The following is a 20,552-nucleotide window of genomic DNA, read 5'->3' on the forward strand; positions in this document are numbered from 1 at the left end:
CTTTTCACATGGACAAATGGCTGTGCACAGCAGAAGAGAAATATAATATCGATATCCTTTTTGCTTGTGAAGCGGGGAGCAGGGCGTGGGGGACAGATGATGCGGATTCGGATTATGATATCCGCTTCATCTTCAAACATAAGAATCTGAAAACATATCTTTCCCTTGAACGCGCAAAAGATGTTATCAATACAGATACCCCTTATGATGCACACGGCTGGGATATCTTTAAAGCATTTGACCTTATGCAGAAATCCAATCCCAGTATATTTGAATGGGCATACTCACCTATTATTTACAAGGATATGAACGGCTTTTCAGAAAGGCTGAGGAGTATTGCGGAAGAAGAGTTTTCAAGATTTAAGTTATTCCATCATTACACTCAGGCTTTTTCCCGGAATCTCGGTGAAGCGGTAACAAATGAGAATCTTACGTTTAAGAAACAAAAGCTGCTGATTCAGGCAGTAAGGGCGTGCCTCATATCAAGGCAGCTGCTTAAGCAAAGTAATGTAAAAGGGGATTTTTTGTATACAGGTCTCTTTTGCATAAAGCCCGAGGATGAGATCACCCGCTTTTATCAGACCATGGTTCATGCTAAACAAAGCGGGAGGATAATCGAAAAGCATTTAGCAATGCAAATGGCGGAGAAACTGGAGTCAGAAAGGGAACTGCTCTATGCAGCAGCTGACTCAATGCCTAAAGAAAAAGGCAAGGTATCCGGATTGAATGAATGGCTCTGGGAATTGCTGAAGGTTTAAAATCATTTCTGAGAAGAAAAGGGAGACAAATGGAGAAGAATTCTTTTCATGCATGTGCAACCTGCATAAACTTCCAGCCTGAAAAACGTAAAGCCGGAATGTTTTATTTTTGCAGCAGGCTGGGCTATGAGACAAAGCCTGACTATCAATTTAATTGCTGGACACCAAAGGAACATATAATACACCTGATTGAAAAGAGAAAAGGGGAGAACCTTAAATGAAGTATCTAGCAGAAAAGGAATGGGTATTTTCCAAACTGGATGATCCCAATATCCGAATTGCCGACTGCCGTTTTAAACTTGGATCGCCAGGTGAAGGGCGCAGCTTATATGATCATAGCCATATTCCCCATGCAGTGTATTTTGATCTGGAGAAAGATCTGTCAGGTCCGGTAGCAGAACACGGAGGCCGTCATCCCCTTCCGGATCCAGCTCTACTTAAAAAAGTCCTTGAGAAAGCCGGGATCAGCAGAGATACCACAGTTATTGCCTATGACGGCGGAGAAGGGGCTTTTGCCGCAAGGTTCTGGTGGCTGCTCAGGTATTTAGGGCATGAGAAAGTTTTGGTATTGAACGGCGGATATAAGGATTGGGCTGAAAGCGATTATCCTTTGACTAAAGAAGTTCCCAGCATGGAGCGGGCGGATTTTAATATTGATCTGCAGCCTGACATATTTGCCTCATACGAAGAAGTTAAAAGCGTTGCAGGTAATCAGGAAAGTGCTGTATTAATTGACTCGAGAGAGGAAAAGAGATACCTGGGGCTGGAAGAGCCAATTGATAAAAAAGCGGGCCATATTCCTGGAGCAATCAATAAAGTTTGGCTTGAAGCATATAAAAATGGAAGATTTAAAGATGCGGAAGTACAGGAGAATCGATTTGCAGGTATTGATAAAGACCAACCCATTATTGTTTATTGCGGCTCTGGTGTAACGGCGGCTCCTAATTTTCTTGCTTTAAAGGAAGCCGGCTATAAACATGTTAAATTATATGCCGGAAGCTTCAGCGATTGGATCTCTTATGACAGCAATAAAATAGGAACTGTCGAAAAATAGTGAAATCCCTTTAAAAAAAGGGATTTTTTTACTGTTTAAATTGTTATATAATTTAAAATGTTTGATAGATTAGAAATTTTGGAGGGAAAATATGAATACTTCTGGTTACACCATAACCAAAAAACAAAAAACCGATATAACGCAAATATTGGTCACAACGGGAATCATTCTTATACTATCTGCAATATTTATTCCAATATTTTTACTTTCGCCATTTCAGGCTCAATTTTACAGGCCTGAAGGAACCTGGGTATTCGAAGCGCCAAAATCAGCTTATTTGACATTTAGCATTGGTCTGGCAGCTGTGGGTGTTTTTATCATATTGGGAGTTTGGATGAAGAGCGCAGAAAAATTCGGCTGGTTTGGAAAAGTTTTTGTGGGAGCAGGGTTTTTAATTTCGCTATTGATGGCAATTTTAAGTTTTGATTATTATCACTATATCGATAAAAATGGTGTGCATTTCAACACCTTACTCAGTTTGCAGGAGAAGCATTATGAATGGTCCGAAATTCAGCAGGCAAGGCAAACGGTTATAAATAAAATGGGTGTTATGTCAGATGATGAATTAATTTTTACTTTTTCCGATGGAACTGCTTATTCATTTCAGCTAAATGATAATATCCGCAAAGCGAGAATCGCGACTTACTATGAACTCGAAGAACAAGGAGTGGAATTGATCAGGGAAACAGACTGATTCTGTAAAACTTTTCAAGAGAAATGGAGAGTTTCCCATGTTATAATAGTTGTTATGATTATAATGGGGAGGCTGAGACATGAACGAGAATAAACCTTCACTGCTGCTTGTTGATGGAATGGCGCTGCTGTTCAGAGCTTATTTTGCAACAGCAATGTCCGGTCAATTTATGATAAATTCTAAAGGAATTCCTACAAACGGAGTTTATGGTTTTGTTAAACATTTTTTAACAGCTGTTTCTTCCTTTAATCCGACACATGTAGCAGTATGCTGGGATATGGGCAGCAAAACCTTCCGAACGGAAATGTTTGGTGCCTATAAAGCAAACCGTCCAGAAGCTCCGAATGAACTTGTGCCTCAATTCGATCTGGTAAAAGAAGTGGTGGAAGCCTTTGATGTACCTAATATTGGCCTTGAAGGATTTGAAGCTGACGATTGCATTGGAACCATTGCAAAAAAAGCAAGCCAGGAAGCGGAAGTTCTGATCCTTACAGGTGATCAGGATATGCTGCAGCTTCTGGATGACAATATTTCTGTCATTTTACTGCAAAAAGGTTACGGCAATTACCTTGTGCATACGACGGAGACGTTTTATGAAGAAAAAGGAATTACACCTAAGCAGATGATTGACCTGAAAGCCTTCATGGGAGATACGAGTGATAATTACCCGGGGGTAAAAGGAATTGGCGAAAAAACAGCGCTGAAGCTGCTTCAGCAATTTGAGCATATTGAAGGCGTATTAGAAAATCTTGAACAGCTAACTAAGGGACAGCGTGCCAAGATCGAACAGGATCTTGAAATGCTCCATTTGAGCAGGCAGCTGGCCGAAATAAAATGCGACGTTCCTGTTGAATGCCCTCTTGACCTCGCCCAATTCACAATGAACCGTGAAAAGGTCCTCGAGAAATTCACTGAAATTGAATTCCGCGGCCTTCACAGATTCCTTGATATTAAAAAGGAGTATGCATAAATAAAGCTCCAGGCTAAGCCTGGAGTTTTTTTAGTCATACATCGAAAAAAGCCGCACGTGGCGGCCATCCTGATATTATTTAGTATTTTTCTTCTTCGCTGCATTCTCCAGCTTGCTTTTAGGCTCTTCTGCAAATTCAGCATCCTGTCCGTATCCTTGCGGGTTTACGCCAGGTGCTTTTTTTCCTCTGTTTGTATGTCCGTTTTTACTCATCTGATTCACCTCCTAAGGCCAGCAATTCTTCATTTGATAAGCTTATTATTGTTAAAGTCTTCGGGTTTTAATCATGTACAGGCAGGGTACAATTTAGCAACTGATGCGGTGAATTATTTCTTCAGATCCGGTTTAAATTACTCCATAAAATCCAATCTATTTAGCGTTTGAAGGAGGAATAATAAAAGTCTGCATACTTAACACTAAAGATGAGGTGAGTTTTTATGAATAAGGGAGTTTATATTGCTCTTTTAAGTATAGGGCTGGCACAGGGCCTGAAAATTCCGATCCACTATGTGAAAAAGGGAGAACTGCGTCCGGATTTATTTTTCCAGACAGGAGGCATGCCGAGTTCTCATTCGGCAGGCGTATCATCTTTAACCACGTTCATTGCTTTAAAGCGCGGGGTACCGACGGTGGATTTTGCTCTATCACTGGTTTATGGCCTGATCGTTATGTATGATGCACAGGGTATAAGGCGCCAGACAGGTGAGCTTACCTTGAAGGTAAACAGTCTGGGTGAGCTGGTTGATAAAATTCACAAAGATGAAACTGTAAAATTTGAGGAAGAAGGTCCAAAAAAGCTGAAGGAAATGCTTGGCCACCAGCCTGCTGAAGTATTAGGCGGAGCACTCCTGGGTGTATTAACCGGAACACTTGGCTACCTTCTTACTAAAAAGAAAAAATAGGTGCTCACTTGAGCTTACAGTGTCCCTGCTTCATGCCGAAAAAAGGTAGATAATTGTCGAAAAATCAGTTAAGATTTAAGAATACAGGAGGAGCAGGGGAAGAGGGTAAGTACAATGAAGACAGTTGAAGAATATTTGCATTTTTTGCAAAGTAAAGGTTTTCAATTCAGGGAGGACGCAGTTGGCTTCATTTACTTTGGCAAACATTATACCAATGCTTCTGACGAGCTGGCCAATGCAGCAATAGAACTGACATTAAAGGCACAGAAATCATTTGACGGAAGTTTCTACGTTTCTTTGCTGGAAACTTTGGTTTCAAAGAATATTACCAGCAGGCGGGAAGCAATAAAATTTGTAAAAGAAAAAGCAATCATCTAAAAAGGCGTGTCTGTTTAGAGAACACGCCTTTTTCAAATTACGAAGCTGTCTTTTTTCTGAAGGATAAAAACGTTTTCTTAGCAGGCAGTTCTGCAAAAATCATTCCCGCAAAAATAAGCAGACAGCCGGCCAGGGCACTATACGAAAGTCTTTCATTCGCCCACATAAATCCTGCAGCTGCTGCAAACACAGGCTCCATGGCGAAAATCAGGGCAACTCTTGTTGGTGTTGTGTACTTTTGAAATGCCGTCTGTGCAAAGAATGCGATAGCGGTAGCAAAAAGTGAAGTCACAATAAGGGCAGTTACCACATTGGCTTTAAATAAAACTTCTGTCTCCAATGCCTGCTGCCAGTCTTCAGTGATCAATGCGAAAATGACTGATAATACGGCCACCGTACTTACTTGGATAACCGTTAATAGCAGGGCAGGGTATTTGCTGCTGTATTTACCTGTAAAGATAATATGGAGGGCAAAGCCGACAGCGCAGATTAATACATAGGCATCACCAATATTCAGCGGGGCATTATCGGTCATGGTTAGAAAATATAGTCCGGCCGTCGCGATTGAAACGCCGATAATGGCATTGAATCCCGGTTTGATCTTTAGCAGCATTAAAGAAAAGACTGGAACCATTACTACACTTAACCCCGTAATAAAGCCGGCTTTTGAAGAAGTTGTGTGCAGCAGGCCGATCGTTTGGAAGGCATAGCCTATAAATAAAAACAAGCCCATAATAACTCCGGATATTAAAAGCTTTCTATCCATTTTCTTTACCTGTTTTCTTTCAAAAATAGCAAGCCATCCGCCCAGAATTAAAGCGGCCAGGAAAAAACGGACACCATTAAAAGAGAATGGCTCAAGAAAAGCAATGGCGTTTTGTACAAGCACAAAGGTGGTTCCCCACACAAAGGCAACCAGTAAAAGGCTTACATCTGCAAATATTACTGACCTATTCATGATCTTTCTGACCTTTCACTTTGTTTTTGTGAATGGCAGCTCTTGCTAATTCATCCGCTGCCTTGTTTTCAGAGCTGGGAACCCACTTCATAAAAAATAAATCAAATTTTCCTGTAAGCTCCAAAGCTTCTTCAAGCAGTGGGGCAAACTTTTTATTTTTTACAAATTCTTTTTCAACAGCACGGTTAACAAGCTGTGAATCCGTTCGAAACGAAACAGTTTTATATCCCTTATCAATGCATAGTTTCAGTGCATGAATAAATGCACGGTATTCTGCTTCATGATTTTCCATGCAGCCCAATGCGATGGAAAAGCGTTCAACCTGGCCATTATTTTTTATGAATATGCCTGCACCGCTGGGACCAGGGTTTCCCGCACTTGCTCCATCGATATATACTTCAATCAATTGAATTGCCTCCTGATTTTAACACTATAATAGGGTAAACTAAATGTAGTTTATCACAAAAATAGTTGATACTGCAGAAAAAGGATACCTAAGCGGCATCCTAATCTTTTACTGGGAAACGTTTAGCAATATAGCCAAACGGGGTATCAAGTACAGCTACTATAAATTTCAGCAAGTAAGTTGTGATGAAAATTTGAATCCATTCTTCCAGGGGAAATACACCGAGGAAGGCAATGCTTGTAAATACAAGGGTATCCAATAGCTGGCTGATCATGGTGCTGCCATTATTCCTGATCCAAAACTGGCCGTCTTTTGGAAATTTCTTTTTTAAGTAGGTAAAGATATAAACATCTGTAAATTGGCTGACTATATAGGCAGCGAGGCTTCCGGCAGCAATTCGCGGCAGAACCGAGAAAAGAGTGCTGAGAGATTCCTGTGCAAAATCCGTTTCATGCGGTTTAAACAATAATACCATCTGCATGATTAGGGTCATGGACAGAAGAGTAAAGAAACCGAGCCATACAGCTTTTTTCGCTTCTTCTTTTCCATACTTCTCATTTAAGATATCTGTAACAAGAAAAGCTGTACCATACATAGCGTTGCCTAAAGTGGCGGTCAGTCCGAACATTTCAATTGTTTTTACGACTTGAAGATTGGCCATGACAGTGGAGAAGCCGATCCACACGAAAAGACCAGTCTTTCCGAACAGGCGGTACATCGCCAATACTAAAATGAAATTAATTATTGCAAAAAGTAATCCAAACCATTCATTAAACATCAAATTCCTCCTAGTTTTGTTAATGCGGGAGTTTTCGAACCGCAGAATATAAAAATGTCATTGACCATTATACCTTGAAATATACTCATTTAGTAATAAACAAAGGAAAGTATAATAAGTTCAACTATTGCAAACAGTTCTAATAATGATAACCAGCTAATAAAGTACAGAAAGGCTGACCTCAATGAAATATAAATTAGAATGGAAATATAAACTTAAAGGAACTGAGGATATTTTATTTACTTCTGACCTGATCGATGGTGAAACTGCTTTGCAGGCTGGTGAAGATATTGAAAAGTCGGGCAAGGGCAAAGAGGTAATTTATTATGATGAAGCCGGCACTTCCTGGAGCACAAAGGAAATGAAAAAGCTTCTTATGGAAGTTGAAGAGGACCCTCATGATATTACTGTATTTTTTGATGGCGGCTTTAATAAAGATACCGGCCAGGCCGGTCTCGGTGCGGTCATTTATTTTAAACAGGGCAAAAAAAAGTACCGTGTGCGGGCAAATGAGCTTTTTGATGAGATGGATAATAATAATGAGGCAGAATATGCAGCAATTTATTACACCCTGAATCTGCTTGAGGAAATGGGCGTTCATCATATGACCTGTGAATTTAAGGGGGATTCCCAGGTAGTATTAAAACAGCTTGAAGGTGAATGGCCTTGTTATGAAGAAAATCTAAATCGCTGGCTTGACCGGATAGAAGAAAAGATTAAAAAGCTGGGCATACTGCCAAGATATAAATCCATTCCGCGCAATGAAAATAAAGAAGCGGATAAGCTGGCAAGCCAGGCACTGCAAGGGAAATTTATTAACAGCAAAATGCAGATCATATAATCGCAAATAAGGAAGGCGTGAACCGTTTTGAGCAGAAAGGAAATTATCAATGAAGTGGAGGAGCTGATAACCAGTTACTGCAAAGACTGCTTCCTTCATAAACATCATAAAGATGAAAAAGGGCGCAGATATGCCCATCGATTTTGCATTACAGAGTGCACTGTCGGTGAGAAAATAAAATCGATAGGAAGCAAGCTTTCTTAAAGTGAAACTTCAATCAGTGGGAGGCTTTATCCCCACTGATTGTTAGTTGAACCAATCGGGCCTTTACGGGCAGTTTGACCCCTGCTATCCAATTGATTCTTCTGAGTTATAAAGTGGGGGTCTTACTGCCCGTTAGACTGCGATAAATTCAGGACAAAAATAAAAGGCTGGCAGATGCCAGCCTTTTTATCGTTATATTTGAATTATAGTTTTACAACGTTTGCAGCTTGAGGTCCGCGGTTTCCTTCAACGATTTCAAAAGAAACTTCCTGGCCTTCTTCTAAAGATTTGAAACCATCACCTTGGATAGCTGTGAAGTGTACGAATACATCGTCTCCGCCTTCAACTTCGATGAAACCGAAACCTTTTTCATTATTGAACCATTTTACTTTACCGTTTTGCATGTTTATTTTTCCTCCTAAGCCTTTCAAGACACCACAGGTGCCTTAGATGAATATTACCACCTAACAAAACATAAAGCAGATATTTTTAGCTAATAACGGAAATATATTCTGTTAAATGATGATTATAATATACACGAATGGGCACTTTCAGTCAAGGAATTGAACACCTTTTTTACAAAAAACAATAAAATATTTTAAATATTTTTACTTTTGTGCGCTGGGGAGGAAAATACAAAGTTTCTGCTGCGATCTGATAACATAAATTATCGTTTTTCTCATATGAATTATTAATTATCTTGTTGTTAAAGGGTGAGGAAAATGTACAGGTTTTCGATTGAGGATCAGGATTGGATTTTGAGGTTTTCACCCAACATCCAAATTGAAGCGGAAGAGAAGCAGGCCATTATAAGCTCCATTCTGCAGGTTGGCAAGGATCTCCCGCAATATTCGCATGGAGAGTCTTTTATCATTATGAATGACCAATTAGGCATTATCGTTTTTAGTGTCGAGAAAATACCATCTATGATATTGACCGTCTCAAACATTGTTACAGAAGATAAATGGTACATTCAAAAGAACCTTACGATAAAGCGCTATCATAAAGAATGATCGGCAAATGCCGATTTTTTGTATACTAAGTTAATAGGTTTAAGAAGGAGAAGAATCCTAATTGGGGGTTCTTCTTTTTATTTGTTTAGCGGAACACGAATGTTTTAAAAATTTCATAACTATAAAGGTATTTTAACTCCCTTTGCTAAATTTTTAGGTTAATATTAAAATAGATGTCTATATTTTGTTCTACACCACAAAGGGAGCTAAAGTATGAAACTGATAATCGCGGAAAAGCCCGATCAGGGTATGACGCTGGCTTCTATTTTTAAAATGAAGAAACACCAGGGATATATCGAGATCTTTCCAAATGATATATTCCCCCAGGGGGCTCATGTTACCTGGGCTATAGGCCACCTATGCCAGCTGTCTGCCCCTGAAAAATACAAAAAGGACTGGAAAAAATGGTCATTGGACACATTGCCGATTATTCCGGAGCAATTTCAATATGAAGTGACAAAGGATAAAGCAAAGCAATTTAATATAATTAAACAGCTTGCTTCTAATCCTGATTTAACAGAAATTATCCATGCGGGCGATGCAGGGAGAGAAGGAGAGCTTATCATCCGGAACATTCTTAGGCTTACCGGATCAAGAGTGCCCATGAAGAGGCTCTGGATCTCTTCTTTGACTCCTAAGGCCATAAAGGAAGGCTTCCTTGCCCTTCTGGATGAAAGTGACACAAGGAACTTATATTATGAAGCCTATACGAGAGCATGTGCCGACTGGGTCGTTGGGATGAATGCTTCGCGTTTATACAGTCTTCTCCTGCAGCAGAAAGGTTTCTCGGATGTTTTTTCTGTAGGAAGGGTTCAGACCCCAACTCTTGCATTAATCGTAAAAAGAGAGCAGGAAATTCAAAATTTTGTTTCTGAACCTTTCTGGGAGGTAAATGCACAATTTAAAGTGAACGGGAAAAAATATACCGGCAAGTGGGAAAAAGATGGTGAGACCAGAATTAAGACCAAAGAGCTTGCCGAAAAGATTGCTTCATTTTGCAGAGATAAAGAGGTACAGGTAGAAGATGTGCAGGCTGAAAAAAAAGAATTCCTGCCGCCGATGCTTTATAATCTTTCGGCATTGCAGGCTGAAGCCAACCGCAGGTTCAAGTTCCCGCCTAAAAAAACACTGGATGTACTGCAGAAGCTTTATCAAAAAGGAATCGTATCATATCCCCGTTCAGACTCCAGGCATGTAACAGAAGGAGAAGCGGAAATGTTTCCGGAAATCCTCAGAAAAATGGAATCAAAAGAGGAATATAAGGAATTATTCCCTCTGCCTATAAGCTCCATATTGCAGAATAAACGGTATGTGAATGATAAAAAGGTAACGGATCACTATGCCATCATTCCGACGGAGCAGGTGCCGGATCTGGGAAGATTATCACAGGATGAAAAAATTCTCTATGATCTGATCGTGAGGAGCTTAATAGCTGCACATTATGGAAAAGCTGTATCAGAATATACAACTATAAAAACCCTTGTTGATGGAAGAGCTTTGTTCCTATCCAAGGGAAAAGTACAGCTTGAAGAGGGCTGGAGAAAAGTGATTCCGCAGCAGGAGAAGGAAAAGGAACCGATTCTGCCTTTATTGCAGGCAGGCGACCAGGGAACAGTGTTAAAGGCCGATGTAAAAGAAAGCAAAACCCAGCCACCCAAGAGGTATACCGAGGGCCAGCTGATTACACTCATGAAATCGGCCGGGAAGCAGATCGAGGATAAGGAACTCGAGAAGGTTCTGATGAAAACAGAAGGCCTGGGAACGGAAGCCACAAGAGCGGGAATCATTACCATGCTGAAGGAGCGCAAATACATTGATATAAAGAAGAATCTTGTATATGCAAACTCAAAAGCAAAAATCCTTATAGAAGCGATAGGAACTGAAATACTTGCTTCCCCTGAAATGACTGCCAAATGGGAACAGCGGCTGAAGGACATTTCCGATGGGCAGGCATCCCCGAAACAATTCATGGAGCAGACCAATAAAATGGTTGGCCATTTGATCTCTGCCTCCATTGAAAATGCAGGAAAGTGGGCATTCTCAGAAGAAGACAAAGAGGGATTCATCCCTGGGAAATTCAAACAAAAAAGGTCAGCCAATCTGGGCAAATGCATGCTGTGTGAAGGTAAGGTTGTGGATAAAGGAAGCTTTTATGGCTGCTCCAATTATAATAAAACCAAATGCACTTTCACTATTTCCAAAAGCATTATGGGCAAGACAATAACTCAAAAACTGCTCAAACAGCTATTAAAGGATGGAGAAACAGAACTAGTCGAAGGATTTACAAGCAAAGGAAAAGATAAAACATTTTCTGCTAAATTATCCTGGGACCGACAGGAAAACAGAGTTAAATTTCTCTTCCCGCAAAAGGCCTGAATATGCCTGATGCAGTATATTTCCTTGTCTCCATTTTCCAACTGTAGTAAAATCGTTAAAGTCTAATATTTATTTAAGAAAGATATAAAGTGAACATGCGCTCTGCGCTTTTCTAAAATAGTTGTCTAGCTCCGAGCGCCATCGGCTCGAGGTCCTAGCATGTCGCCGAAAGGCAGGCGCTCTGAGCTTTTCTAATTGGCAGGAGGTTGCGTAATGCCAACACCGAGTATGGAAGATTACATTGAACAAATATATATGTTAATTGAAGATAAAGGATATGCGAGGGTTTCTGATATTGCTGAGGCTCTTTCTGTGCATCCATCTTCAGTAACAAAAATGGTTCAAAAGTTAGATAAAGATGAGTATCTTGTTTATGAAAAATACCGCGGGCTCATATTAACGCCAAAAGGGAAAAAAATCGGCAAGAGGCTTGTATATCGGCATGAACTTTTAGAACAGCTCCTGCGTATTATTGGAGTCAAAGAAGAAAACATTTATGAAGATGTGGAAGGCATCGAACATCACCTGAGCTGGGATGCCATCGACCGGGTTGGCGACCTGGTTCAATTTTTTGAAGAGGATGACAGCCGCATCGGAGTGCTGAGGGAAATTCAGCGTAAAAATGAAGAAGAACAGTAAAAACCTGACTGCTTAAAGTCAGGTTTTTTCATGTTTCGCAATATTAATAGAGGCTTGGGAAATCATCAAAAGATGACGCATCGGAAGGATTCAGCTGCATAGAGCCGTCTTCGTTTTCATCAATATGGATACCCTCAATTACACCGTTCTCAGCCTCCGCTAGTGCTTTGCGATAAGAAATAATTCGTCCTCCGGAAGTCTGGAAGGAAATTATTTCACCATTATTGTTGCGGTAGACTGCTGTCAGCTGCTCGCCGTTCATACAAAACTCTCCTTATTCATTTTCTATTAATATTGTTGACGTTTTTAACATTTTATAATCAGAGGTATTTTTGAGGATCTTAGCGAATTTAAAATATTGGGAACTTTTTTATTGAACAATCGTATTCATAAACGGAGGGATAAAATGAGTACTTTTAATTGGTCTGCAGAAGCAGAGAAGCTGTGGGATAATAATTCGGAATCATGGAATGCAAAGAGCAGGGCAATGTGGGAGGAAGGAAGCCGAAAGGATATCATCTCCTTCTTCGAAAAGCATGTCAAAAATGGATCTGCTGTTTGTGATCTTGGCTGTGGAGATGGTTACGGTTCCTGCAAGCTTGCTTTGGCGGGCTATAGAGTTACTGGGATTGATGTCTCAGAAGAGATGATACATAAAGCTGAAAAATTAAACGCAGAAACTGATGCGGTGTTTAAGAAAGAAGACATTTCAAATCTTTCCCTTGAGGAAAATGGGGTTGATGCGATTCTTGCCATTAATTCATTGGAATGGACTGAAAGCCCGCTGGATGTTTTACAGGAAATTCGGCGAATTGTTAAGCCGGGCGGAAGGGCATGTATAGGGATTCTTGGCCCCACAGCCGCACCCCGGGCTAACAGCTACCGCAGGCTTTATAAGGAAAAAGTTATCTGCAATACCATGATGCCGTGGGAATTTGAACAGCTTGCAAATGAAAATGGATGGTTGAAGATTGATGAACTGGGTGTTTACAAAAAAGCATCAGAGCAGCTTTCAAAAGGCTCGCTGACTGATGAGCTTAAGCAATCATTATCTTTTATGTGGGTCTTTATGCTTGAAAACAGGGAAATGAAAGGATGATAAGAGAATGAGCAGATATTCAATTGAAGAGTTTGTAAACCAGACGAAACAGCAGGATAAAGGGGAAGGGCTGTTTGAACTGGAAACACCAAGGATGCTCGAAATTAATTTAACCAGCCAGATTTGGGCTAAAGCAGGCGGGATGGTTTCCTACCGCGGCCAGATAAAGTTTGAGCGCGAAGGCATTCTCGAGCACGGCTTAGGAAAGATGTTCAAAAAGGCACTTACTGGAGAAGGCACAGCTTTAATGAAAGCAACAGGCAATGGAAAGCTGTACCTTGCAGATCAGGGGAAAAAGATTTCAATCCTGAATCTTGAGGGGGATTCCATCTTTGTAAATGGGAATGATCTCCTTGCATTCGAGCCTTCCATCAGCTGGGATATTAAATTAATGAAAAGGATGGCAGGCATGCTTGCAGGCGGCTTGTTCAATGTCCGTTTAGAAGGGACGGGAATGGTGGCTATTACTTCTCACTATGAGCCTCTGACACTATTGGTTACTCCTGATAATCCCGTATATACCGACCCAAATGCGACAGTTGCATGGTCAGGGTCACTGCAGCCGGAATTCGTAACAGATATCTCTTTTAAAACGTTTCTTGGAAGAGGGAGCGGAGAATCGATCCAAATGAAGTTCTCAGGCAGCGGCTTTGTAGTGGTTCAGCCATTCGAAGAAGTGTATTATGCCCAGCAATCATAATGAATAGCGGAAGCGCTTTGCTTACAAGGCGCTTGACACTATACGAAATTTTATATAAAGAAAAAGCCGGTTTTTGAGAGGGGAAACCCTGCAAAAAACCGGCTTTTCATGTTTTGGGCTGGATATTAAGTTATTCCGCTCACTGCATGATTAATCCCACTCGTAAGGAGTCTCCTGGTATACATAGTAGTTCAGCCAGTTGGAAAACATTAAATGGGCATGTGACCGCCATATATTATGGGGATTTCTGCCGGGATCATCATTCGGAAAGTAATGCTTTGGCACGGGAACCTGCAGACCTCTGCTTCTGTCTCTAGTGTATTCTTCTGCGAGTGTGCCGGCTTCATATTCGAGATGTCCAGTTACCATGATTTGTCTGCCGCCGTTCGCGCTCATGATGAAAGGACCCGCCTCCTCAGAAGAGGACAGAAGCTTCACTTCCGGGTGATTCAGCAGCTGCTCTTTATAAACATCGGTATTTCGTGAATGAGGAGCATAATAGATATCGTCAAAGCCTCTCAGCAATTTTTCGCTTCTGTCATGAACTTCATGAAGATAAACACCGGAGCATTTCTCAGACAGCTCATATTTTCCGATCCCAAAGTGATAGAATAATGCTGCCTGTGCTCCCCAGCATATATGAAGGGTGGAGGTAACATTTGTTTTTGTCCACTCCATTATTACGGTTAGCTCCTCCCAATAGTCAACCTCTTTAAAGTCAAGAAGCTCTACAGGAGCGCCAGTAATAATCATCCCGTCAAATTTTCTTTTTTGCACCTGCTCAAACGTAGTATAGAATTGCTCGAGATGCAGGGGACTGGTATTTTTTGATTGATGAGTGGCAGTTTTTAAAAATGAGATGTTTACCTGTAAAGGCGTATTTCCAAGAAGTCTTAAAAGATGGGCTTCCGTTTTTTCTTTCTCGGGCATCAAATTCAGGATGAGGATATTTAATGGGCGAATATCCTGCTGTTTGGCACGGTCCTCATCCATGATAAATATATTTTCTTCCTCTAAGATCTCCCTGGCAGGAAGCAGCTTAGGAATTTTTATCGGCAAGTGATCATCTCCCTGTACAAAAATTCAATTAAACTTATTATAAAGACGATTCGAAATTGTATCAATGCTTTACTGTGTGAAAATGCGAAAATATCAAAAGTAATTGGCAATATTTTGTTTCAGTGATGGTACAATATAGCTGTAAGGAACCTATACATATTGGATTCTGGGGGGATAAAAATGAATGTGAAACCGATCGTGAAATCAGACATTGAAATTGCTCAGGCATCAGAAATGAAACCCATTACGGAAATAGCTGAAAAACTAGGCCTCGTTGAGGATGATCTGGAGCTGTTCGGCAAGTATAAAGCAAAAATATCCGCAGCAGCCTTAAAGAAATTAAGTACGAATGACAGCGGTAAAATAATTCTTGTCACCTCCATTAATCCAACACCTGCAGGAGAAGGGAAATCCACAGTAACAGTCGGACTTGCCGATGCTTTTAACAGACTGGGCAAAAAGGCTATGGTCGCAATGCGGGAACCTTCCCTGGGGCCGACAATGGGAATTAAAGGCGGTGCAACAGGCGGGGGATACTCACAGGTCCTGCCTATGGAAGATATCAATCTGCATTTTACCGGCGATCTTCACGCAATTACAACAGCAAATAATGCCTTGGCTGCACTTATTGATAATCACCTCCAGCAGGGAAATCTGCTAAATATCGACCAGAGAAGAATCGTCTGGAAGCGTGCACTGGATTTGAACGACCGGGCATTAAGAAAAATCGTAATTGGTCTGGGAGGGCCTTTACAAGGTGTTCCAAGGGAGGATGGCTTTGATATTACTGTGGCTTCAGAAATTATGGCCGTTTTATGCCTTGCATCCGATCTGCAGAACCTGAAGGAAAGACTGGGCAAAATGGTTATAGCTTACAATTATGATAAACAGCCCGTAACAGTTGCGGATCTTGGAGTGGAAGGCGCTCTTACCCTGCTTCTTAAAGAAGCTGTCAAACCTAATCTGGTCCAGACTATAGAACATACACCGGCATTGGTCCATGGCGGCCCGTTTGCCAATATTGCTCATGGATGCAACAGTGTGATTGCAACTTCTGCAGCATCCAAGCTTGCTGATTATGTAGTGACAGAAGCCGGTTTTGGCGCAGATCTTGGCGCTGAAAAGTTTCTGAATATTAAAGCCAGAAACGAAGGCATTGACCCTGAAGCAGTGGTTATTGTCGCTACAATCCGTGCTTTAAAAATGCATGGAGGCTTGTCAAAGGCTGAATTGGGCATGGAAGATACTGAAGCACTCACTGGAGGGTTTGCAAATTTAAAAAAGCATGTTGAAACACTTGAAAGCTTCGGGCTTCCGTATGTAGTGGCCATTAACCGGTTTATTTCCGATAGCGAGAATGAAATTGCGACCCTTACAGATCTTTGCAGTGAGGCAGGCATGCCAGTAGCCCTGACAGAGGTTTGGGAAAAAGGCGGTCAGGGCGGAATTGAGCTGGCAGAGAAGCTGCTGGAAATTTTGGACCAAAACACAGTGAAGTTCAATCATCTGTATGATTTATCACTGCCTCTTGAAGAAAAAATTCTAACAGTGGCTCAGAAGGTTTATGGAGCAGATAATGTTGAATACTCAACCAAAGCCAAAAAGCAGATTAAAGACTTTGAAAGCTTTGGCTGGGGTGTCCTGCCGGTTTGTATGGCTAAAACACAATATTCTTTATCTGATGATCCTTCAAAACTGGGAAGGCCATCAGATTTTACGATTACAATACGTGAACTGAAGCCATCTATTGGTGCAGGATTCATTGTAGCACTCACCGGTGATGTGATGACTATGCCGGGCTTGCCTAAAGCCCCTTCAGCCATGAACATGGATGTAGATGAAGATGGAAATGCAGTCGGCCTATTTTAAGGGGGATAACCATGTTTGATCCAACGGCCTTTGAAAATATGAAGGTTGTAATGGAAGGCGGATTCTATGACCGGGATCTGAGTGGAGAAATAAGAATAGTTGACCGGAATGATAATATAAACTCAGCGAAAATGAGCCGCAGGTATGATCTTACTTTCACAGATCTTGCTGAAGGACTGGCCGAGATTTACTGTACCTTTATAATGGAGGCGGGAATTGATAATCTTGCAGCTGAGCTATTGCCTCAACGGAAAACTGAAATGCTGGCGGGATGCCGGATTTCTGTGATTTTTAAAATTAAGCATCAAATGGAACACAACAAATTTCAGGAAATTAGAGAAGTCCTGGAGCAAATTTGGGGCAGCGGAAGGAATATCGAACAGACAGTGAAATACAGCCCTGAAAAAAGGCAGGGTCTTGCCGAAACCGAAACCATCATTTCCTTTAACCGCCTTGTCCAGGAAGAGCAGATAGATGATCTGAATGAAATGATCAATTATATGACTGCTTCTATGGATTCTTTGAGAAAAATTCAATATTAACACATACGCGCCTTGCCAGTGGAAGCAAGGCGTTTTTTGTATAGAATTTTTACGGAAAATTCAAAATTATATTTACAATCCATTGCTCTGATAATACGATTAAGAAGGAATGGAAAAACATTCCGAATATGATCAAAAGGAGGAGAGGCAAATGATTAAGGAAATCATTGCGAAAAAAGAATTGGAGAAGGGTAGACAAGACGTAACCTAGTCAGGAGGACAAAGGAATGATTCAAGGTACAGACAGATTAATCATTACAGAGTATCATGAAGACTTTGCTGCAGGAATCGCAAAAATGTGGAACTTAAGCAGAGACAGCTGGGGCGGAGATACCAGTGTAATGACGGAAGAGCAAGTGAAAACGAAGGAAGCGAATAACGGAAATATTACTTTATACTTAGCCCTTGATGGTGAAGAGGTCGTAGGCTATTGCGGACTATCGGAATATAAAGAGGATAGGGGATCCCTGTATATCCCTTTATTAAATGTAAGGCCGGATTACCACGGCCGGAAAATCGGAAAGATGCTGGTGCAAAAAGCGCTGCAAAAGACTATGGATTTGGGCTGGCCGCGCCTTGATTTATATACATGGCCAGGAAACGTGAAAGCTGTCCCGCTTTACAAAAAATGCGGATTCTTCTGGGAAGACCGGGATGATACAACCCATTTAATGAACTTTATTCCCGCTGTTCATCAGACACAGCTTTTAAAGCCTGTCCTGGAGAAGCTTGATTGGTATGGAAGCAGCCAGAGAGATATCGATGTGAAGCCGGATGGAATCAAAGAAAATGGATTTACATTTTATGAGTATAAATGGCAAAGCGGGGAAGTGTCTGCAAGAGTCAGATTTGAAAGAACCGGCAGAGGAATTAGTTTAATAGAAACAAATGAATATCTAATAGAACTATGTATGGCCAATCATGAAGTTATTGAAAATCAAGTGCAGACTTTTCAGCTCAACCTTGTAAATAAAACAGGAAATCCCGTTTCGTTTAAAGCCGAAGGGAATAATCAGGGAAGGGTCGAATCAATGTTCGAGCATGATTTGACAGCTGAGAGCGACGCTGTAATGACCGGAACTTTTATTGTGCATGAAGGTGAAGAGCCCAGTGTCTGGAAAACTCATCCTTCATTGAATGTAAAGGTTTGGGTAAATGGAGATGAATGTGAACTGCGCCTTGGGCTTCTTCCAAAGCAGCCAGCCAAAATAACAGGCGCTTCTAAAGGAAATCTCAGTTTTTTAAATCCGGAAGCAGAATTGGAAATGGAAGTAGAAAACAACCTGGGGGATGAGGCAGTATTTCACCTTTCTTTCTCCCAAAGTGATCTGGTTGAATTAGAAAAGCGGGAGTATCGAATACAGCTCCACAAAAAAGAACGTAAGCTGCTAAAGGTGCCTTTTATCGTGAAAAAACATGGATTTTATCAGCCGGAAATGTCGATATCGGCATTAAAGAAGAACGGGGAAGAACTCTCTTTTACTTGCAGCACGGTGGGCATTCCCCTTAAAAGCTTTGGTCAGAAGTTCGGAGGAGAGTCTAAGGATTACTGGCATATCTGCAATGGGATCTGCCAGGTGAATATCCGGAAAATGGATTATAAAATAACAGCCGGCAGGAACGAAAGTGTTAACCAGCCTTTTTCATTTTTTGTGCCTAAACTAGGCAAGCCTTATTCTGCTGAATTTTCAAAGGCAAAGCCTCTGGCAGCAGAGTGGTTCACAGATGATACGGCCATCACCTTCAAATTGGTTTTCAAGTCTGAAGCTTTTCCGGGAATTCTTGTAGCCTTGTATACCTCCCTTTATGGTGAAGGCCTTGTGAAAATTTGGTCTGAACTGACAAATGAAGGGGATAAAAAATATGAAAACCTGTTTTTAAGCCAGCCGTTATATCATGAAATGCAGCATCCATATTTTCCGCTGGAGAATGAAGTGATAGAGTTTTCTGATGTAAAAGAATTGGGGTTCATGGAAATACCAGGTGAAAGCATAACTGAAAATTGGTTTTTCGCGAATCATAACGGAGAGCCGATCGGATTTTGCTGGCCTAAAAGTGCGAAATCTAATCCGGATGGGTGGCAATTTTATTATCAGCAGGAGACGGGCAGTCTTGCACCGGGAGATCAGAAGGTATTGGCCCCTGGCTATTTATCCATAGGAGCCTTCCGGACCTGGGAAGAAATGCAGCAATTTGCAGGTGGTACGGCTGAACCTGATAAAATAGTAAGCAATGAAAAAGCGCTAGTTATCAATGGGGGAAACCCAGTCTCAAAGGAACAGGAAACAGCAGAGTTTATTCTTAAAACCCACCGTTCGAGTTATCTTAATGGCACTATAGATATTTATTTAAATGAAGATAAAAAACTATCCGCAAATTTCAGCCAGGAACAGGAACTAAAATTATTTAAAGCGAATTTCCCTATTGAAGGCATGAAACCCTTATCTCTAGTGAAAGCCGAGATGACACTTGACAGTGGTAAGACGCATGCAAATGATTTTCTGCTGATGCCCAGGGGGAAAATCCGTATATTAACAGAAAAGCAGAGTGGCAAGACTGTTTATACAATGGATAATGGCATTATTAGCTTAAAAGCCGCACCGGAATTTTATCCTGGATTATTCTCCTTATCATTTAAAGGAAATGAATGGCTGGATTCCTCTTTTCCTGAACCGGTTGCCAAGGGATGGTGGAATCCTTGGGCTGGAGGCATGAAAACGGTACCTTCGCAAATGAGTGTGTTTTCGCTATTGAAGCAGAAATCTTCTGCTGAATTTCTAAATGTTAAAGATTCGTATGAAAACGAATGGTCTGTATTGGCCATTCATACGAAGGCAGTCGAACACTCCAACTGGAAAGGTCTTGAATATACACAGTATTTCGCATTATTGCCGGGAGTGCCGATTCTTGCCCATTGGGTAAAAGTGATCAATGCAGGAGGGAAGCATCTGTTAAACGAAAAGTGGATCACAGATATCTTCTTATCCGGAGACTCATTAAAGGACCTTACGATTACATTAAGTGACAAAGGTGCTGAATCAGCCTATCAGGCCGGAGTTGAGGAGCAATCCTTTGTGGATATTAATGGATCCCGTATCAGCAGCTCCCTCTCTCCTGAAAAAATGTATGTAATGAAAAGTAAAGATACTGATTTCCTGGGGGCATATATGAATAAAGAAGCCTTCGAAGTTATTTCTGAAAGGAAGGCGGGCCCATTGGCCAAACCGGGATTTATCGCATTTGATGAAAGAAGCTTCGATGGCCGATTATTTAATAAACTGCGGTATCTGGAATTCCGTTAAAGGAGAAATT

The 20,552-nt window shown here is 41.1% G+C and carries 24 protein-coding genes; 17 read left to right on the top strand and 7 right to left on the bottom strand.

Going from position 1 to position 20,552, the window contains the following annotated elements:
* Window positions 1–8: 8 nt before the first annotated feature.
* The 5 genes from BK139_RS16420 (at window position 9) to BK139_RS16440 (ending at window position 3,476) form a co-directional block, all read left to right on the top strand.
* Window positions 9–758: a nucleotidyltransferase domain-containing protein gene (locus BK139_RS16420; protein ID WP_076260843.1), complete on the top strand. Its 750-nt coding sequence runs from the start codon at window positions 9–11 to the stop codon at window positions 756–758.
* A gap of 29 nt (window positions 759–787) precedes the next feature.
* The gene (locus BK139_RS24430; RefSeq protein ID WP_076261070.1) at window positions 788–979 is read left to right on the top strand and encodes a hypothetical protein; all 192 of its coding nucleotides are present in this window, start codon (window positions 788–790) and stop codon (window positions 977–979) included.
* Window positions 976–1,812, top strand: coding sequence for a sulfurtransferase (locus BK139_RS16430; protein ID WP_076260845.1), 837 nt, complete (start codon window positions 976–978; stop codon window positions 1,810–1,812). Before BK139_RS24430 ends, BK139_RS16430 begins: the two co-directional genes overlap by 4 nt.
* Window positions 1,813–1,903: 91 nt before the next feature.
* Window positions 1,904–2,506 (top strand): hypothetical protein, encoded by a 603-nt coding sequence (locus BK139_RS16435; protein ID WP_048007869.1) that lies wholly within the window; start codon window positions 1,904–1,906, stop codon window positions 2,504–2,506.
* A gap of 79 nt (window positions 2,507–2,585) precedes the next feature.
* Window positions 2,586–3,476 carry a 5'-3' exonuclease gene (locus BK139_RS16440; protein ID WP_076260848.1) on the top strand — a complete coding sequence of 297 codons (891 nt, stop codon included), beginning with the start codon at window positions 2,586–2,588 and terminating at the stop codon, window positions 3,474–3,476.
* Between the two features lie 75 nt (window positions 3,477–3,551).
* On the opposite strand, the gene sspL is transcribed toward BK139_RS16440, so the two are convergent.
* Window positions 3,552–3,689 (bottom strand): small, acid-soluble spore protein L, encoded by a 138-nt coding sequence (sspL, locus tag BK139_RS16445; protein WP_026581140.1) that lies wholly within the window; start codon window positions 3,687–3,689, stop codon window positions 3,552–3,554.
* A gap of 224 nt (window positions 3,690–3,913) precedes the next feature.
* Here sspL and BK139_RS16450 point away from each other — a divergent pair, with 224 nt between their 5' ends.
* Both BK139_RS16450 and BK139_RS16455 read left to right on the top strand, forming a co-directional pair.
* Complete coding sequence (locus tag BK139_RS16450; RefSeq protein WP_035333569.1) at window positions 3,914–4,378, top strand: divergent PAP2 family protein; 465 nt, start codon at window positions 3,914–3,916, stop codon at window positions 4,376–4,378.
* Window positions 4,379–4,492: 114 nt separating this feature from the next.
* On the top strand, window positions 4,493–4,756 hold the full coding sequence (locus BK139_RS16455; protein WP_048007866.1) for a DUF6123 family protein: 264 nt from the start codon (window positions 4,493–4,495) through the stop codon (window positions 4,754–4,756).
* A 37-nt stretch (window positions 4,757–4,793) separates the two neighbouring features.
* Here the strand turns inward: BK139_RS16455 and BK139_RS16460 are convergent, their stop codons facing one another.
* The 3 genes from BK139_RS16460 to BK139_RS16470 all read right to left on the bottom strand — a co-directional run bounded on the left by BK139_RS16460 (window position 4,794) and on the right by BK139_RS16470 (window position 6,898).
* Window positions 4,794–5,714: a DMT family transporter gene (locus BK139_RS16460; RefSeq protein WP_076260850.1), complete on the bottom strand. Its 921-nt coding sequence runs from the start codon at window positions 5,712–5,714 to the stop codon at window positions 4,794–4,796.
* Window positions 5,707–6,120 (bottom strand): reverse transcriptase-like protein, encoded by a 414-nt coding sequence (locus BK139_RS16465; protein WP_076260852.1) that lies wholly within the window; start codon window positions 6,118–6,120, stop codon window positions 5,707–5,709. The genes BK139_RS16460 and BK139_RS16465 overlap by 8 nt, the downstream gene beginning before the upstream one ends.
* Window positions 6,121–6,220: 100 nt before the next feature.
* The gene (locus tag BK139_RS16470) at window positions 6,221–6,898 is read right to left on the bottom strand and encodes a queuosine precursor transporter (RefSeq protein ID WP_076260855.1); all 678 of its coding nucleotides are present in this window, start codon (window positions 6,896–6,898) and stop codon (window positions 6,221–6,223) included.
* Between the two features lie 184 nt (window positions 6,899–7,082).
* Between BK139_RS16470 and BK139_RS16475 the strand changes: the two genes are divergently transcribed.
* Together BK139_RS16475 and BK139_RS16480 are read left to right on the top strand one after the other, a co-directional pair.
* Window positions 7,083–7,739 (top strand): reverse transcriptase-like protein, encoded by a 657-nt coding sequence (locus tag BK139_RS16475; RefSeq protein WP_048007862.1) that lies wholly within the window; start codon window positions 7,083–7,085, stop codon window positions 7,737–7,739.
* 27 nt (window positions 7,740–7,766) lie between these two features.
* Window positions 7,767–7,943: a zinc-finger domain-containing protein gene (locus BK139_RS16480; protein WP_076260858.1), complete on the top strand. Its 177-nt coding sequence runs from the start codon at window positions 7,767–7,769 to the stop codon at window positions 7,941–7,943.
* Between the two features lie 203 nt (window positions 7,944–8,146).
* On the opposite strand, the gene cspD is transcribed toward BK139_RS16480, so the two are convergent.
* Window positions 8,147–8,347, bottom strand: coding sequence for a cold-shock protein CspD (gene cspD / locus BK139_RS16485; protein WP_009791749.1), 201 nt, complete (start codon window positions 8,345–8,347; stop codon window positions 8,147–8,149).
* A gap of 318 nt (window positions 8,348–8,665) precedes the next feature.
* Between cspD and BK139_RS16490 the strand changes: the two genes are divergently transcribed.
* The 3 genes from BK139_RS16490 to mntR all read left to right on the top strand — a co-directional run bounded on the left by BK139_RS16490 (window position 8,666) and on the right by mntR (window position 11,971).
* Window positions 8,666–8,956: a hypothetical protein gene (locus BK139_RS16490; protein ID WP_048009432.1), complete on the top strand. Its 291-nt coding sequence runs from the start codon at window positions 8,666–8,668 to the stop codon at window positions 8,954–8,956.
* Window positions 8,957–9,169: 213 nt separating this feature from the next.
* Window positions 9,170–11,332, top strand: a complete 2,163-nt coding sequence (locus tag BK139_RS16495; RefSeq protein ID WP_076260860.1) for a DNA topoisomerase III — start codon at window positions 9,170–9,172, stop codon at window positions 11,330–11,332.
* A gap of 213 nt (window positions 11,333–11,545) precedes the next feature.
* Entirely contained in the window at window positions 11,546–11,971 is a 426-nt protein-coding gene (gene mntR, locus BK139_RS16500) for a transcriptional regulator MntR (protein WP_048009428.1), read from the top strand.
* A 43-nt stretch (window positions 11,972–12,014) separates the two neighbouring features.
* Here the strand turns inward: mntR and BK139_RS16505 are convergent, their stop codons facing one another.
* Window positions 12,015–12,233, bottom strand: a complete 219-nt coding sequence (locus BK139_RS16505; RefSeq protein WP_076260863.1) for a DUF3892 domain-containing protein — start codon at window positions 12,231–12,233, stop codon at window positions 12,015–12,017.
* Window positions 12,234–12,377: 144 nt separating this feature from the next.
* On the opposite strand from BK139_RS16505, the gene BK139_RS16510 reads away from it, so the two are divergent.
* Both BK139_RS16510 and BK139_RS16515 read left to right on the top strand, forming a co-directional pair.
* On the top strand, window positions 12,378–13,070 hold the full coding sequence (locus tag BK139_RS16510; RefSeq protein WP_076260865.1) for a class I SAM-dependent methyltransferase: 693 nt from the start codon (window positions 12,378–12,380) through the stop codon (window positions 13,068–13,070).
* A 7-nt stretch (window positions 13,071–13,077) separates the two neighbouring features.
* Entirely contained in the window at window positions 13,078–13,770 is a 693-nt protein-coding gene (locus BK139_RS16515; RefSeq protein ID WP_076260868.1) for an AIM24 family protein, read from the top strand.
* Between the two features lie 150 nt (window positions 13,771–13,920).
* Here the strand turns inward: BK139_RS16515 and metA are convergent, their stop codons facing one another.
* A complete protein-coding gene (gene metA, locus BK139_RS16520) occupies window positions 13,921–14,829 on the bottom strand; it encodes a homoserine O-acetyltransferase MetA (RefSeq protein WP_076260871.1) in 909 nt (302 codons plus the stop codon).
* A gap of 180 nt (window positions 14,830–15,009) precedes the next feature.
* Between metA and BK139_RS16525 the strand changes: the two genes are divergently transcribed.
* From BK139_RS16525 to BK139_RS16535, 3 genes are all read left to right on the top strand, one after another.
* The gene (locus BK139_RS16525) at window positions 15,010–16,698 is read left to right on the top strand and encodes a formate--tetrahydrofolate ligase (RefSeq protein WP_076260874.1); all 1,689 of its coding nucleotides are present in this window, start codon (window positions 15,010–15,012) and stop codon (window positions 16,696–16,698) included.
* Window positions 16,699–16,709: 11 nt separating this feature from the next.
* Window positions 16,710–17,240, top strand: a complete 531-nt coding sequence (locus tag BK139_RS16530; protein WP_076260877.1) for a hypothetical protein — start codon at window positions 16,710–16,712, stop codon at window positions 17,238–17,240.
* Between the two features lie 227 nt (window positions 17,241–17,467).
* Window positions 17,468–20,542: a GNAT family N-acetyltransferase gene (locus BK139_RS16535; protein WP_076260880.1), complete on the top strand. Its 3,075-nt coding sequence runs from the start codon at window positions 17,468–17,470 to the stop codon at window positions 20,540–20,542.
* Window positions 20,543–20,552: the final 10 nt, after the last annotated feature.

The sequence above is a fragment of the Paenibacillus sp. FSL R5-0490 genome (assembly GCF_001956215.1).
Lineage (GTDB): Bacteria > Bacillota > Bacilli > Bacillales > Cytobacillaceae > Cytobacillus.